This is a genomic window from Telluria sp. ZT3P25 (assembly GCF_059685895.1).
This window is the reverse complement of sequence record NZ_JCASIJ010000001.1, coordinates 4,114,668-4,129,788: the sequence shown is the minus strand read 5'-3', so window position 1 is coordinate 4,129,788 and position 15,121 is coordinate 4,114,668. Positions and strand designations below refer to the sequence as shown.

The 15,121-nt window shown below is 64.0% G+C and carries 9 protein-coding genes; 6 read left to right on the top strand and 3 right to left on the bottom strand.

Annotation, left to right across the window (positions count from 1 at the left end):
- The first annotated feature begins 52 nt into the window (after positions 1–52).
- The 6 genes from AC56LY_RS18315 to AC56LY_RS18290 all read left to right on the top strand — a co-directional run bounded on the left by AC56LY_RS18315 (position 53) and on the right by AC56LY_RS18290 (position 10,492).
- Positions 53–4,759, top strand: a complete 4,707-nt coding sequence (locus tag AC56LY_RS18315) for an NAD-glutamate dehydrogenase domain-containing protein (protein ID WP_499581827.1) — start codon at positions 53–55, stop codon at positions 4,757–4,759.
- 25 nt (positions 4,760–4,784) lie between these two features.
- Positions 4,785–5,786, top strand: a complete 1,002-nt coding sequence (locus AC56LY_RS18310) for a succinylglutamate desuccinylase (RefSeq protein WP_499581825.1) — start codon at positions 4,785–4,787, stop codon at positions 5,784–5,786.
- A 316-nt stretch (positions 5,787–6,102) separates the two neighbouring features.
- Positions 6,103–7,215: an NADH:flavin oxidoreductase/NADH oxidase gene (locus AC56LY_RS18305; protein ID WP_499581824.1), complete on the top strand. Its 1,113-nt coding sequence runs from the start codon at positions 6,103–6,105 to the stop codon at positions 7,213–7,215.
- A gap of 124 nt (positions 7,216–7,339) precedes the next feature.
- A complete protein-coding gene (locus tag AC56LY_RS18300) occupies positions 7,340–8,215 on the top strand; it encodes a head GIN domain-containing protein (protein WP_499581822.1) in 876 nt (291 codons plus the stop codon).
- A gap of 140 nt (positions 8,216–8,355) precedes the next feature.
- Positions 8,356–9,840, top strand: coding sequence for an APC family permease (locus AC56LY_RS18295; RefSeq protein ID WP_499581820.1), 1,485 nt, complete (start codon positions 8,356–8,358; stop codon positions 9,838–9,840).
- A 16-nt stretch (positions 9,841–9,856) separates the two neighbouring features.
- A complete protein-coding gene (locus tag AC56LY_RS18290) occupies positions 9,857–10,492 on the top strand; it encodes a CatA-like O-acetyltransferase (protein ID WP_499581818.1) in 636 nt (211 codons plus the stop codon).
- Positions 10,493–10,915: 423 nt separating this feature from the next.
- Here the strand turns inward: AC56LY_RS18290 and AC56LY_RS18285 are convergent, their stop codons facing one another.
- The 3 genes from AC56LY_RS18285 to AC56LY_RS18275 all read right to left on the bottom strand — a co-directional run bounded on the left by AC56LY_RS18285 (position 10,916) and on the right by AC56LY_RS18275 (position 14,855).
- Positions 10,916–13,075, bottom strand: a complete 2,160-nt coding sequence (locus tag AC56LY_RS18285; RefSeq protein WP_499581817.1) for a S46 family peptidase — start codon at positions 13,073–13,075, stop codon at positions 10,916–10,918.
- A 162-nt stretch (positions 13,076–13,237) separates the two neighbouring features.
- Positions 13,238–14,515 carry a phospholipase D-like domain-containing protein gene (locus AC56LY_RS18280; protein ID WP_499581815.1) on the bottom strand — a complete coding sequence of 426 codons (1,278 nt, stop codon included), beginning with the start codon at positions 14,513–14,515 and terminating at the stop codon, positions 13,238–13,240.
- Positions 14,516–14,585: 70 nt separating this feature from the next.
- A complete protein-coding gene (locus tag AC56LY_RS18275) occupies positions 14,586–14,855 on the bottom strand; it encodes a GlsB/YeaQ/YmgE family stress response membrane protein (RefSeq protein ID WP_123067791.1) in 270 nt (89 codons plus the stop codon).
- Between the last annotated feature and the right edge of the window lie 266 nt (positions 14,856–15,121).

Below are 15,121 nucleotides of genomic sequence, written 5' to 3'. Positions count from 1 at the left end.
GCGCCATGCCACGAGCTGCGGCGCGCCAGGCACACAACTTTGGAGAAGCAAGATGAAAGATATGCCCAACGATTTGCGCGGCCAGACGCTGGCGCTGATCAACGAGAACGGTTCGGCCAGTCAATCGGCCGGCAGCGCGCAGGTCAATGCCTTGATCGCCGCCTGGCTCGAGTCGCTCGACGACGAAGACCTGGCCGGCACCGCGCCGCACAGCCTGGCGCCCGTGCTGGTCGACGGTTTCTCGCAACTGGCCCAGCGCACCGGCCCTGGCGCGCAGATCGCCACGATGGGTTACTCGGACGGCCGCGGCGGCAAGGCCACCGCACTCTTGATTCTCAACGATGACCGCCCGTACCTGGTCGACTCGTTCGTCATGGCACTGCGCAAGGAGCGCATCGTCGCCGCCGGCGTCATGAACGCCGTGCTGCCGGTACGCCGCGACGCCACGGGCGCGCTGGCCGCCATCGGCGAAGCGGGCAGCCCGCTCGAATCCATCGTCCTGTGCCTGCTGAACGACGAACTGCAGTACGAAGAACTCGACAAGCTGACCGCGCGCATCCGCATGGTCGCCAGCGACGCCGCCACCGTGCAGCGCGACGCCGTCGCCATGGGCGACCGCATGACCGCCGTGGCCGCAGCCGCTGCTGCCGCCGGCACGCCTGACGGCCAGGAGGCTGCTGCCTTCCTCGAATGGGCCAAGAACGAAGGCTTCGAGCCGTTCGGCTACGCCTACTACGTCGTCAAGGCGGGCGAGCGCGAACTCGAACGCGATCTGGGCAGCCGCATCGGCGTGCTGAAAGACACGGCGCATCCGGTGTATGGCGATTGCCTGGCCAGCATCCCGGGCGACCTCGATACGCTGTCGCGCCGTGCTGATACGCTGTCGATCGTCAAGGCCGACGTGGCCGGCACGCTGCACCGCGACCAGCCGCTGGACTTCATCGGCGTGCGCGATACCGACGCGCAGGGCCGCATCCTGGGCGAGCATTGCTTCATTGGCCTGTTCACGCGCGCTGCCACCTCGACCCCGCTGGCACGCCTGCCGTTCGCCCGTGGCCGCGTGGCCAAGGTGCTCGGCATCGCCGGCGTGCGCCAGGAAGGCTTCCGCGCCGAGAAATTCATCGAGATCCTCGAATCGCTGCCGCGCAACGAAGCGCTGGAAGCCGAGCCGGAATGGCTGGCCGAAGTCTGCAGCGCCGTGGTGTCGCTGTACAAGCAGCCGCGCGCCAAGGTGTTTGCACGCCGCGACGTGTATCGCCGCCACCTGAACGTGCTGGTGTACCTGCCGCGCGAGCGCTTCAGCGCTGCCGTGGCCGCGAGCCTGGCAGCCGCCCTGAAGGAAAGCTCGGGCGCGCGCGACGTCGACGTCCAGACCCTGGTGGCCGATGGCCCGCTGGCGCGCGTGTACCTGATCGCGCATGCGGCCCGCTATCCGCTCGACCTGGAAACCGATCTGCAGGCGCCGCTGCTGGGCGTGCTCGATGGCTGGCATGACCGCTTTGCCCAGCTGACCAACAGCGTCGATGAAAGCCGCCTGCGCAGCCTGATGCGCAAGGTGGTGCCAACGTTGCCGGTGAGTTTTGTCTCTGCCACGGCGCCCGAAACGGCGTTCCGCGACGTGCACGCACTGCTGACGCGCTGCCGTCCGGATCGCGTGACCGCGCGCATCGAGCAGGATGACGCTGCCGGCACCTCGATCCGCCTGTATTCGAGCGAGACCGTGCCGTCGCTGTCGCGCATCCTGCCGGCGCTGCAGAACGCCGGTATCGCGGTCGACCGCGAGCAGACCTTCCGCCACACGGGCCTGGATGGCGTGCGCCGCTACGTGACCGCGCTGTCGGTCGACGCCGAAAGCGCCGCCAAACTCACCAAGCCGGGCATCGGCAAAGTGGCCGAAGAACTGTTCTCGGCCCTGTTCAACGACGAAGCCGAAGATGGCCGTATGAACGGCCTGACCATCGAAGGCGGCCTGTCGCTGCGCGAAGTGCAGCTGGTGCGCGCGTACATCAGCTACTGGCGTCAGCTCGGCTCGAAGTTCTCGGTGCGCTACATGGCCGAAACGCTGCGCGCCCAGCCAGGCCTGGTCAAGGAATTCGTCAACGGCTTCATGCAGCGCTTCGATCCGGCCCTGACCGACGAACAACGCAATGAAGGCAGCAGCGCGCTGTACCTGCTGAAAACCAGCCTGCCGGGCGTGAACCACGCCGACACCGAAGAAATCATGGCGGCGCTGATCGACCTGGCGCTGGCCACCGTGCGCACCAATTACTTCCAGAACAGCGGCGAAAAAATCATCTTCAAGGTCGACACGAGCGACCTGGCGCTGGCGCCGGAACCACGGCCGTTCCGCGAAATCTACGTGTTCTCGCGCCGCTTCGAAGGCGTGCACCTGCGCGGCGGCCCGGTCGCCCGCGGCGGCCTGCGCTGGTCGGATCGCATGGAAGACTACCGCACCGAGGTGCTGGGCCTGGTGAAGGCGCAGATGGTCAAGAACGCCGTCATCGTGCCGGCCGGCTCGAAAGGCGGCTTTGTCTGCAAGCAGATGCCGAAGGATGCGGCGCGCGACGTGGTCGCCGCCGAGGGCGAAGCCGTGTATCGCCTGTTCATTGCCAGCCTGCTGGAAGTGACCGACAACCGCGTGCGCGGCGAGATCGTGCCGCCAGAGGCAACCGTGCGTCACGACCAGGACGATCCGTACCTGGTGGTGGCAGCCGACAAGGGCACCGCGACGTTCTCGGACATCGCCAACAGCATCGCCGTGCAGCGCGGCTTCTGGCTGGGCGACGCGTTCGCGTCGGGCGGCTCGAACGGCTACGACCACAAGAAGATGGGCATCACCGCCAAGGGCGCGTTCGAAGCGGTCAAGCGCCACTTCTATGAACTGGGCCACGACCTGGCCAACAACCCGATCACGATGACCGGCGTGGGCGACATGTCGGGCGACGTGTTCGGCAACGGCGTGCTGCTGTCGCGCCAGCTGAAACTGGTGGCGGCGTTCGACCACCGCCACATCTTCCTGGACCCGACGCCGGACGTCGAAGTCTCGTTCAAGGAACGCGAGCGCATGTTCGCGCTGCCACGCTCGTCGTGGGAAGACTATGACAAGAGCCTGATCTCGGCCGGCGGCGGCGTGTACCCGCGCAATGCCCGCTCGATCGAACTCTCGCCGCAGATCCGCGAGGCACTGCAGATCGAAGAGACGTCGCTGGCACCACAGGAACTGATGCACCGCATCGTCAAGGCGCCGGTCGACCTGTTCTACAACGGCGGCATCGGTACCTATATCAAGGCCTCGACCGAGACGCATGCACAAGTGAAGGACCGCGCCAACGATCAGATCCGCGTCAACGGCAATGAGCTGCGCTGCAAGGTGGTGAGCGAAGGCGGCAACCTGGGCGCGACCCAGGCCGGCCGCATCGAGTTCGCGCTCGCCGGTGGCCGCATCTTCACCGATGCGATCGACAACTCGGCCGGTGTGGATTGCTCGGACCATGAAGTCAACGTCAAGATCTGGCTCGATACCGAAGTCAATGCCGGCCAGTTGTCGGAAACCGACCGCAATCGCACGCTGAACGAAATGACCGGCGAGATCGAGCGCCTGGTCCTGCGCGACAACACGCTGCAGACGCATTTGCTGACGCGTGAAGTGCAGGCGCAGGCCACCGGCGCAGTGGTCGACGGCTACATCGCCCTGATCGCCAACCTGGAAGCCGAAGGCGCCGTCTCGCGCGAGCTCGAACAGCTCCCGAGCGACGCCGAACTGCTGCGCCGCAAGGCGCTGGGCCTGGGCCTGACGGCGCCGGAACTGGCGGTGGTCATTGCCAACGTCAAGAACCGCTTCAAGCGCACGCTGGCTGCACTGCCGCTGACCGACGAAGTCTGGGCCGATGCGCTGCTACGGCCGTACTTCCCGGCGCAGCTGGTCGCCACCCGCGATCCGCTGGACCATCCGCTGGCCAATGCCATCCTGGCCACCGTGCTGGCCAACGAAGCCGTCAACCGTTGCGGCCCGCTGATGCTGCGCGACCTGGCGCTGGAACACCGCATCGACGACACCGAAGTCGTCAGGGCGTGGGCCAAGGCCTGGGCTGCGCTGCACCTGGCGCCGGTGTTCGATGCGCTCGACGCCGACGCCCTGGTGGTGCCGCGCGACGTGTCGGTCTCGGTCGATAACCGCACCCGCGCGCTGCAACGCGCCACGATCGAAGGCGTGCTGTCGCTGCCGCCAGGCTCGCAAGGCCTGGACGAGCTCTCGACGCTGTTCGCCGAAGCCGACGAAAGCGCGGCTGCCAAGTTCCGCTCCGAGGCCGATGGCCATACGGGCCTGCCACCGCAGTTCGCGGCGGCCTGGAAGGCGGTCGAGATCATCGAGTCGCAAGCCTCGTTCCTGTTCGCGGCGGTCTCGGTGCCACGGCCAGAAGGCATGTCGCTGCTGCAGTTCCTGCAGGTCGGCACGCTGCTGCGCCAGCAGGTCGGCATCGACACGCTGGAACTGGGCCTGAAGCTGCCGGCGCAGAGCAAGTCGCAGGAACAGCTGCGCAACTACGCGCTGCAATCGCTGCGCCGCGCGCAACAGCGCCTGCTGCTGCAGGTGATCGAATATGCGGGCCACAACGGCAACGACATGCAGGCAGCGGTGGACGAAGTGACCGCCGCACGCGGCTTGACGGGCTTTGCCCCGCCGACGGAGCTGGAGCAGGCGATGCTGGACGTGTGGGCGCTGTCAGAAGGCCTCTCGCCAGAACGTCTGGCCGCGTGATATGGGCACTGAGATGCGCACTGAGATGAGCACCCCAGCTGCAGCAGGGTTGCCGGAAGCGGTGCGCGCGCTGGCCGAAGCCGACTTCGGCGCGGTCGCGCAGCGCTTTCGTGATGCCGGCTTTGTCGTCGCGTTGCCGGCGTCAGGCATCCTGACGGTGCGCGCCGCCACCCTGGACGCCGATCGCCCCAGCGTGCTGGTGTCGGTCGGTGTGCATGGCGACGAGACGGGGCCGATCGAGATGGTGGCGTATCTGGTCGACGCGCTGTCGCGTTCCGCCAGCGCGCTGGCGGTGGACCTGATGCTGTGTGTCGGGCATATCGACGCCATCCGCGCCGGCAAGCGTTTCATCGACGCGGACCTGAACCGGATGTTCCGCGCCGAACGCGGCTCGCTGGCCGGGACATTCGAAGCGGGGCGCGCCGATGTGCTGATCGAGGCGACCCGCGCGTTTTTCGAGGGCAGTGGCCCGGCGCGCTGGCACCTCGACCTGCACACGGCAATCAGGCCATCGCACTATCCGATGTTCGCGATCGTGCCGGAACTGATTGCCGATGCGGCGCGCGCGAGCTTGATGGGGTGGCTCGGCGAGGCGGGGATCGAAGCGATCATCATGAATCCCGAATCGGCCGGCACCTACAGTTACTTCACGGCCGAGCATCTCGGCGCGGCCAGCAGCACGGTCGAACTGGGTCGTGTTGGCACGCTGGGGCAGAATGACCTGTCGCAGTTTGCCGCCGCATCGAGCGCGCTGGATCGCCTGCTGCGCGGGCAGCCGGCACAGCCAGCGACCGCGCCACCGCGCGTATTCGCAACGGCGCAGTCGATCATCAAGCTGTCGGACGCGTTCAGCATGCAGGTAGGGCGCGAGACCTGGAACTTCACGCCGATGCAAAAAGGTGAGGTCATCGCGCAGGATGGTGCAACGACCTACACGGTGCAGCACGACGAAGAACTGGTCGTGTTCCCGAACCCGGATGTAAGGGTAGGGCTGCGCGCCGGGATCATGGTGGTGCGCATCCGGTAAAGCCAAGCGGGCCACGGCCCGCTTTTTTTTGGCTGACGACAAAAATTGTCATAACACAGCTGGGGTCAGGTCTGACATTCGGACACGACCTCAGCCTTACAGCCGGGGTCAGGTCTGACATTCGGACACGGCCTCAGCCTTAGCCACTTCCAACAGTGTCTTGCCCAGTATTAGCATGGCCCTCTGCCAGCTGGTTCCCACTACGCGATTGTCGAGATCGTGTCCGAATGTCAGACCTGACCCCCGCTTTTTTTTGGTCGACGACACGAATTATCAGGTCGGGCTAGACTGGTGCTCTTGATATGCAGGAGCCACCATGACCATGCTGTTTTCACCCTATTCGCTCGGCCCCCTCGAGCTGTCCAACCGTATCACCATCGCCCCGATGTGCCAGTATTCCGCTGTCGATGGCTTGCCCACCGACTGGCACATGATCCATCTCGGCAGCCTGGCGCTGTCCGGTGCTGCGCTGATCACGTTAGAGGCCACCGCTGTCGTGCCGGAAGGCCGCATCTCGCCGAATGACCTGGGCCTGTGGTCCGATGCGCATGCCGACGCGCTGGCGCCGATTCTGGCGGCGATGCGCCGTCATTCGCCCATCAAGATCGGCATCCAGCTGAGCCATGCTGGCCGCAAGGCGTCGACGAACGTGCCGTGGGAGGGTGGTGCGCAGATCGCCCCTGACGCGGCTAACGGCTGGCAGACCGAAGGCCCGTCCGCTGTGCCGCATACCGAAGGCGACGCCGCACCGCTGGCGCTCGATGCCGCCGGCCTGGAACGGGTACGCGACGGTTTTGTTGCCGCTGCACGCCGCGCACACGCGCTGGGTTTTGACGTGATCGAGCTGCACGGCGCCCACGGCTACCTGCTGCACCAGTTCCTCTCGCCGCTGGCCAATCACCGCACCGACGCATACGGCGGCTCGCTCGAGAACCGCATGCGCTATCCCCTGGAAGTCTTTGCGGCCGTGCGCGCCGCCGTGCCGTCGATGACGCTCGGGATGCGCATCTCTGCCACCGACTGGGTCGATGGCGGCTGGGACCTCGAGCAGAGCGTGCGCTTTGCGCAGGAACTGGAGCGCATCGGCTGCGACTTCATCCACGTGTCCAGCGGTGGCGTGTCGACCGCCCAGAAGATTCCGGTGGAGCCGGGCTACCAGATCGGTTTCGCCGAACGGATCAAGCGTGACACGGGTCTGCCGACGATCGGCGTGGGCCTGATCACCGAGGCGCGTCATGCCGAAGCCATTTTGCAGGCGGGCCAGGCGGACGTCATCGCCCTGGCGCGCGCGATGCTGTACGACCCGCGCTGGCCGTGGCACGCGGCGGCCGAACTGGGGGCGCAGGTGAGTGCGCCGCCGCAGTACTGGCGCTCGCAGCCACACGAATTCAAGACGCTGTTCGATACCACGCGGCCTGGCAAGGGCTGACACGGCTCGCGCCGGGGGCATGCAGCCCACGGCGCCGTTTTTGCAGTTCGTCGCATGCAGCACGTTGCAGGGCAGGGCGGTTGGTAGAGTGCCATCACCCGAACAACAACCTGTCAGGACTGCCATGCGTACCTCCATCGCCCTTGCCGCCGCTCTTGCTGCTCTTTCTGCCCTTGCCGGCTGCGCCATCATCGTCGCGCCGCAGGATGGCAGCGACATGCGCTTTCATACGTCATGGAGCAGCGGCACGACGGAGGGGAACGGTGTCGCGGCGCGCGATGCCCGCGCCATTGCAGCGCTGCCGGCACTGGACGTGAGCGGCGCGCTGCCGGTCGATGTGCGTGTGGGGCCGGTCGCGTCGCTGGTGGTGGAAGCCGACAGCAACCTGCTGCCGCTGATTCTCACCGAGACGCGCGGCGACACGCTGCGGATCTGGTCCGAGCAGAACCTGCGCAGCAAGACACCGCTGCGGATCATCTATACGACACCGCGCCTGACCGAAGTGCGCGCGTCGGGCGCGACCCGCGTCGACGTGGGCGGCCTGAATGGCGCGCCGCTTGACGTGCGCAAGAGCGGTTCGGCGAGCGTGACGCTGGCCGGCACCGCCGACAACCTGCATGCGCGGGCGAGCGGCTCCGGTCTGCTGGATGCGGCCCGGCTCACCAGCAACAGCATCGATGTCACGCTGTCCGGGTCGAGCCGGATGCGCCTCGGGCAGGTCAGCGGCGAGGTCGCGCGCATGGAGCTGAGCGGATCGAGTTCGCTCGAGGCCAGCGGCGCGGTGCGCTCGCTCAACGCCCGCGTGAGCGGCTCGGCCAGCGCCGATCTGGCGGGCCTGTCGACGCAGGACGCCGACCTGGGCGCGAGTGGCGCCGGCAGCATCCGGGCCACGGTCAGGCAGTCGCTGTTTGCCCGTACCTCGGGCTCGGGCGGCATCCGTGTGTATGGCCAGCCGGCCCAGCGCAGCATGACGGGCGAGCGCATCCACCTGCTCGATTGAGGTCTTGTCGCGCGTGCAAACAAAATGTCTTCAGCGACAGCAGAGTCCCCTATAATCGCAGCTTCGTTTTGAGACTGCGTTTGGGGACTGCTTACCGGCGGCATCGAACGCGATTGCAACCGCGTACTGAAGGACTCGCCGTGAATCAGACTCTGGGCCAAAAGCTGCTACGTACCAAACCGGCGGGACGCCATCACGACGAGGGCACATCCGTTGGCGTTGCCGGCGCATTGCCCGGCCTGCACCGGTCGCTCGGGCTGTTCCCACTGACGATGATCGGCGTGGGCGCCACGATCGGTACCGGCATCTTTTTCACGATGGTTGAAGCGGTGCCAAAAGCCGGTCCTGCCGTCGTCCTCTCGTTTCTGCTTGCGGCAATCACCGCCGGCCTGACCGCGCTGTGCTACGCCGAACTGGCCGGGCGCGTGCCGGCATCGGGCTCCTCGTACTCGTTCGCCTACGCGACGCTGGGCGAATTCGCGGCGTTCATCGTCGCCGGCTGCCTGCTGCTCGAATACGGCCTGGCCGCCAGTGCGACGTCGATCGGCTGGTCCGATTACCTGAACAACTTCCTGCTCAATGCGTTCCACTGGCAGATACCGATCGAGTTGCGCTCGCCGATGTTCGTGTCGGACCACCATAACGTCTCGTTCAATCCGGGCCATATCAACCTGCCGCCGATCCTGCTCGTGATCATGTGCGGCATCATGCTGGTGCGCGGGACGAAGGAATCGGCCACGACCAACGCCATCATGGTGATGATCAAGCTGGCGATTCTAGTGTTCTTTTCCGCGATTGCGTTCACCGGCTTTGACGCCAACAACTTCCAGCCATTCTTCAATATGGACGAGAGCAAGGGTTACGCGGGCATGGCCGGCGTGACTGCCGCTGCCGGCACCGTGTTCTTCTCGTTCATTGGCCTGGACACCATCGCCACCGCCGGCGAAGAGGTCAAGGACCCGCGCCGCAACGTGCCGATCGGGATCCTGTCGGCGCTGGTCATCGTCACCGTGTTCTACATGCTGGTGGCGATTGCCGCGATGGGTGCTCAGCCGGCGCACCTGTTCGAAGGCCAGGAAGCCGGCCTGTCGGTGATCCTGCAGAACGTGACGGGCAAGGCCTGGCCGGCGCTGATCCTGTCGGCTGGCGCCGTGGTGTCGGTGTTTTCGGTGACGCTGGTGACGATCTACGGCCAGACCCGCATCCTGTACGCGATCAGCCGCGATGGCCTGATCCCGAAGGTGTTCCAGAAAGTCAGCCCGCGCACGCAGGCGCCGGTGGCCAATACGATCATCGTGTGCACCGTCGTTGGCCTGGTGGCCGGCACGGTCGATTCGACCTTCCTGTGGGACATGGTCAGCATGGGGACGCTGACGGCATTCATGGTGGTGTCGATTGCGGTGCCGGTGATCCGCCACAAGCAGGGCCCTGACGCGCCACCGGGCTTCCGCGTGCCGTTCGGTCCGTATGTGGTGCCGGGGCTGTCGGTCCTGGCCTGCCTGTACATCATGAAGGATTTGTCGAGCACGACGTTCCGCGTGTTCTTCATCTGGATGGGCGTGGCGGTCGTGACCTACTTCGTCTACAGCATGCGAAACAGCCGGCTGAACAAACAGCAGTCGTAAGCGGCTGGCGATCACGATGGACAAGTTTGAACGACGGCGCGACCGCTTCGCGCTGTTCGACAGCATGGACAGCCCGGCGCTGAACCTGTGTTTCACGCTGACGCTGCCGGACTTTCGTCCCTGGTGCCGCGCGCAGGGCCTGGCGCCATTCCACGTGCTGCTGTGCGCCACGCTGCGCGCGGTGCTGAAGATCGAGAACTTCTGCTACCGCATCGTGGATGGCGAAGTCATCCGCATCGAACGCCTGAACCCATCGTTCACCGTCACCAACGCCAACGACGACCTGAATTTCGCGATGTTCGCGTGGTCCGACGACCTGCACACGTTCGTCGCCCGCAGCCGCGCCGCCGGCGCCGAAGCCGCTGGCATGACCGCGTTGAACACGCAGTACGCAGCCCTGTCACCGCGCGCAGCAAAAGAGCAAGTCTTCGTCACCTGCATCCCCTGGCTCGACTTCACATCGATCCAGCACCCGACCGCAACGCTGGCTCAGCCCGACATCCCGTCCCTGGCCTGGGGGCGCTTTCGCGACGCCCCCAACGGAGAATTAACGCTGCCATTCTCCGTCCAGGCGCACCACGGCTTCGTCGACGGCCTCCACATCCACCGCCTAGCCACCCAAATCACCACCGAACTCACCGCCATCCTGTAATTAGGGTAATTAGGGTCAGAGTAGAATTATTGGCCAATTGCCCCAGAGATAACTAGGGTCAGAGTCGCATTAACGGCTCATCCGCAAAAGTTGTCAAACAATTCGACTCTGACCCTAATTGTTTTTGAGGTGTTTTTCTGCTTGAGTTTGGTAGAAGTTACGTCGCATTCAAATACTCTCGGCATTAATTTCCTGCAGCTACCCAAACTCGCTAAATTTACATAAAAATTAATTAGGGTCAGAGTCGAATTGTTGGCCAATTGCCCTGGAGATAACTAGGGTCAGAGTCGCATTAACGGCTCATCCGCAAAAGTTGTCAAACAATTCGACTCTGACCCTAATTGTTGGGGATTTCTTTAGGATATTAAAAAGGCCGCGCTCCTTGCGGTAGCACGGCCTTTGGCAGAATTGATTACGCGAGATTTAGAGCGCGTTCATTTCTTTCAGCAGGTTATCGGCCTTGTCGACATACTGCATATTCCACAGCATGTAGCGGGTATCGACCTGGATCGAGCGGGTCATGGCTTTGTTGAAGTCCCAATCCGAGATGATCGAGTCGAGCGTGCCGTCGAATGCCAGGCCGATCAGCTCGCCCTTGGCGTTCAGTGCAGCCGAACCCGAATTACCGCCCGTGATGTCCAGCGTTGCCAGGAAGTTCACTGGCAGCGTTTTCAGTTTCGGGTCGACGTACTTGCCGAAGTTCTTTGCCTGGATGGCAGCCAGCTGGTTGTCCGGCGCGTCGAATTCGCCTTCGCCCGTGTGCTTGGCGGTGACACCGGCCACGGTGGTGAAGGCGGTCCAGCCGGTGGTGCCGTCGGCGCCTTGCGGGCGGCCGGCGATCTTGCCGAAGGTGACGCGCAGCGTGCTGTTGGCGTCCGGGTAGACGGCCTGGCCGCGGCTGTTCATGTAGGCGATCTTGGCCTTCATGTAGTTGCCGTAGGCTTGCTGGATCTTGCCGGCCGACTCTTCCTGCTTTTCTTCATCCTTCATGTCGGCGTCGTACATTGCGACCGCTGCCTTGATGAAGCTGTCGTTCGATGCCTTGAACTCGGCTGGCGTCTTTTTCAGCCACGCGGTGCGCGCTGCCTTGTCGGCCAGTTTCGAGCCTGCATAGATGCGGTCGAGTGCGGTCTTCAGTTCGGCTTCGCTCATGCCGGCGCGGATGCCCAGTGCGGCGTCGAACGCGGCGTCGTGCTCGGCGGCCGGTTGCGCGTTGTACTTGGTCAGGAAGTTCAGCACCAGCGCCTTGTCGACTTTTTCGTCGTAGGTGCGGTCCTGGCCTTCAACGACGGACGTCAGGCGTGGCAGGTCGCGTTCCTGGTAGCCGGTCTTGCGCTCGGCGTCCGGCTTGGTGCGTTCGTTGGCCAGGCGGTACAGCGTGCGTGCCGACGACAGGAACTTCGGTTGCGCGTAGGTCTGGAAGAAGCTCTTCTTGGTGCCCGCATCGCGTTCGGCGATCAGCTTTTCAGCGGTGTCGATGTCGGCTGCGTACTGCGCCTTGCGCGCGGCGTCGCCATTGACCCAGGCCTTGAGCGCATTGTGCTCGGCCGTTTTACGCTGCAGGAAGTCGCTGCCCTGGTACGAGACCAGCATGCCCTTGCGATTCTTGTAGTAGTTGTTCACGCCCGCGATCTGGCCGGCGTATTTCAGCTTTGCGGCCGGATCGGTCTTGGTTTCGCGGTCGATGATCGCCAGCGTCTCGCTCGAGGCCTGGATGAACGCTGGGTAGTTCCAGTCGAACGTGAACGCCACTTCGGACGGCAGGCGGTGACGGTTGGTGCGGCCCGGGTAGCCCAGCACCATCACGAAGTCGCCTTCTTTCGGGTTGTCCTTGGCAATCTTGATGATATGCTTCGGCTGGTATGGCACGTTGTCCTTCGAGAACTCGGCCGACTTGCCATCCTTGCTGACATAAGCGCGGTAGAAACCGTAGTCGCCGGTGTGGCGTGGCCACATCCAGTTGTCGGTGTCCCCGCCGAATTTGCCGACGCCCGACGCCGGTGCATGCACCAGGCGCACGTCGCGGATTTCGAGCTGTTTCAGGCGATAGAATTCCAGGCCGCCGTAGAAGCTGGCCACCGTGCAGCGGTAGCCGGCATCTTTTTCGCAGGCCGCCACCAGGGTTTTCTGGTTCTTTTCGATGGCGTCGATGCGGGCCTTGCCGGTCAGCTTGGCGACTTCAGGGGTGATGACCTGGGCGCTGACATTGGCCACTTCGTCGGTGACGTACACGCGGCTGCCGGGCGAGGCGGGCAATTCGTCGGCCATGGTCTTGGCCAGGAAACCGTTGGCCAGCAGGTCGCGCTCGGGCGTCGAGTTGACGGCGATGCTGTTGTAGACGCAGTGGTGGTTGGTCACGACCAGACCTTGCGGCGAGACGAACGACGCCGAGCAGCCGCCCAAGCTCACGATCGCGCCCATCGGGAATTCAGTCAGCTTGGTCAGATTTGCCGGATCCAGCTTGAGGCCGGCGGCTTTCAGTTGCTTGGCTACTTGTGGCAGCTGTTGCGGCATCCACATGCCTTCGTCCGCGTGGGCGGCGAAGCTGGTCAGGATGGCGAGCGAGAGAAGGGTCTTTTTCATGCGCTTTGGTCTGGTTGGGAAGGGGAATTACGGACTCCGTGGAGTGTTCGTGAGTATGGTTAATCCGCTATCGGATCGTCAACCTGTATTTCAGCCACGCCAATGAAAAAGCCCGCGCCTGTCCCGGCGCGGGTTCCTTTGCAACGACGCCTGCAACGGCGCTTACAACTGCGCCTCGAACAGCGACGCGAACCACGTGCTCACGTGTTCCCACCATGGCCGCTTGGCCAGGGCATGCGGCGTCACCGGCTTGGCCAGCTTCCAGTCGGCATTAAAGACGTCCGTCATCTGCGTCGCAAACCCGGCATCTAGCACGTTCAGGTTGGCCTCGTCATTGATACTGAACGAGCGGTTGTCGAAGTTGGTCGAGCCCACCGATACCAGCAGCTTGTCGACGATCAGCGTTTTGACGTGGTACATCGTCGGCTGGTATTCCGAGACCTGCACGCCGGCCGCCAGCAACTCGGGCCAGCGGTCGCGCGAGGCGGCCCGCACCAGATCCGAATCGATGATGTGGCCCGGCGTGATCAGGCGTACCTTCACGCCGCGCCTGGCGGCGGCGATCAATGTGCGCACCGTCAGTTCATCCGGCACGAAATACGAGGCCGACAGATCGATCGTCTCGCGCGCCGACGTGATTGCCATCAGGTACATCAGGTGCATGCTCTCGCTGCCGCCCGTGGGCGAGCTGGAGAACATCTGCGCCGGCATCGCGCCCTTCGGCTGGAGCGGCGGGAAGTACGCCGGGCCATCGAGCACGACGCCCGTGGCCTTGGTCCAGTTGTCGTTGAACACGGCCTGCATCTGCCCGACGACCGGGCCTTCGACGCGGAAGTGGCTGTCGCGCCAGTGGTCTTTGTCCTGCGCGTTGCCGCGCCATTGGTCGGCAATGCCCACGCCGCCCGTGAAGCCGACCGTGCCGTCCACGATCAGTAGCTTGCGGTGGGTGCGGTTATTCATGCGCGCCAGCTTCCACCAGACGGGCTTGTGATAGCGCTGCACCTGCACGCCGGCCGCCTTCATCTTGTCGACCTGGGCATTGTCCATCTTCATGCTTCCCATGAAGTCGAGCATCACGTGCACCTTGACGCCAGCGCGCGCGCGCTCGGCCAGGGCCTCGGAAAACTCGGTGCCGATCGATTCCGACCAATAGATATAGGTTTCCAGCGTAATCGTTTTTTTCGCCCCGCGAATGGCCTCGAGCATCGCCGGGAAAATCTGGTCGCCATTGAGCAGCGCGTCGACCTGGTTGCCTTCGATGATCGGCGGGCCCAGCAAGACGCCGAGCGAGCGGCGGAACTGTGGATCGGCCGTGTCGTATTGCCGCGTCAGCTGGCGTTCGATCTGTTTTTCGCCCGGCATGAAATTCAATGCGAGCACCCCCAGAACGAGGGTGGCGGCCACTGTCAGCAACAGTGTCCAGAACTTTTTTGAGCTCATCAGTAAAATCGCAGAGGAAAAAAAACCAACGCACAGGGCGTTGGTTTTTTATGGGTGGCGAACCACCATATTAGCGAACGCGACCGCGACGCAGCAGATTCACGATGGCCAGCAGGATGACTGCACCCAGGAACGAGACCAGGAGCGAAGCAACACTGAAGTCGTCGGAATTGATGGTGCCGGTACCGAACAGTGGCGAGAGCAACCAGCCGCCCAGGAAGGCGCCGATGATACCGACCACAACGTTCAGGATGATGCCTTGCTCGGCATCGGTTTTCATGACCATGCTGGCCAGCCAGCCCAGAATACCGCCAACGACGATCCAGATAATGAATAACATGGTGCTTCCTCCTCAAGTAAAAAGACAGATCCCCAGGGCCAACGAATGCCGTGACCATGTGAAAAAGTCTAAAGACGCGACAAACGCGGGTCGGTGCGGCAGCGTACCTTCGATGACGAATTTGCATCGTCATGAAAATTCTTTGCGGCAAGATGCTGGCAGTCATCCGAGCGTGCGTCATCGAACAGAGCCGTGCGAAGACGGGGCCTATGGTGAAGGTCCTTGGCAGCAACAGCTCATCAGTAGCCGGCTGCCGAAACCAACCA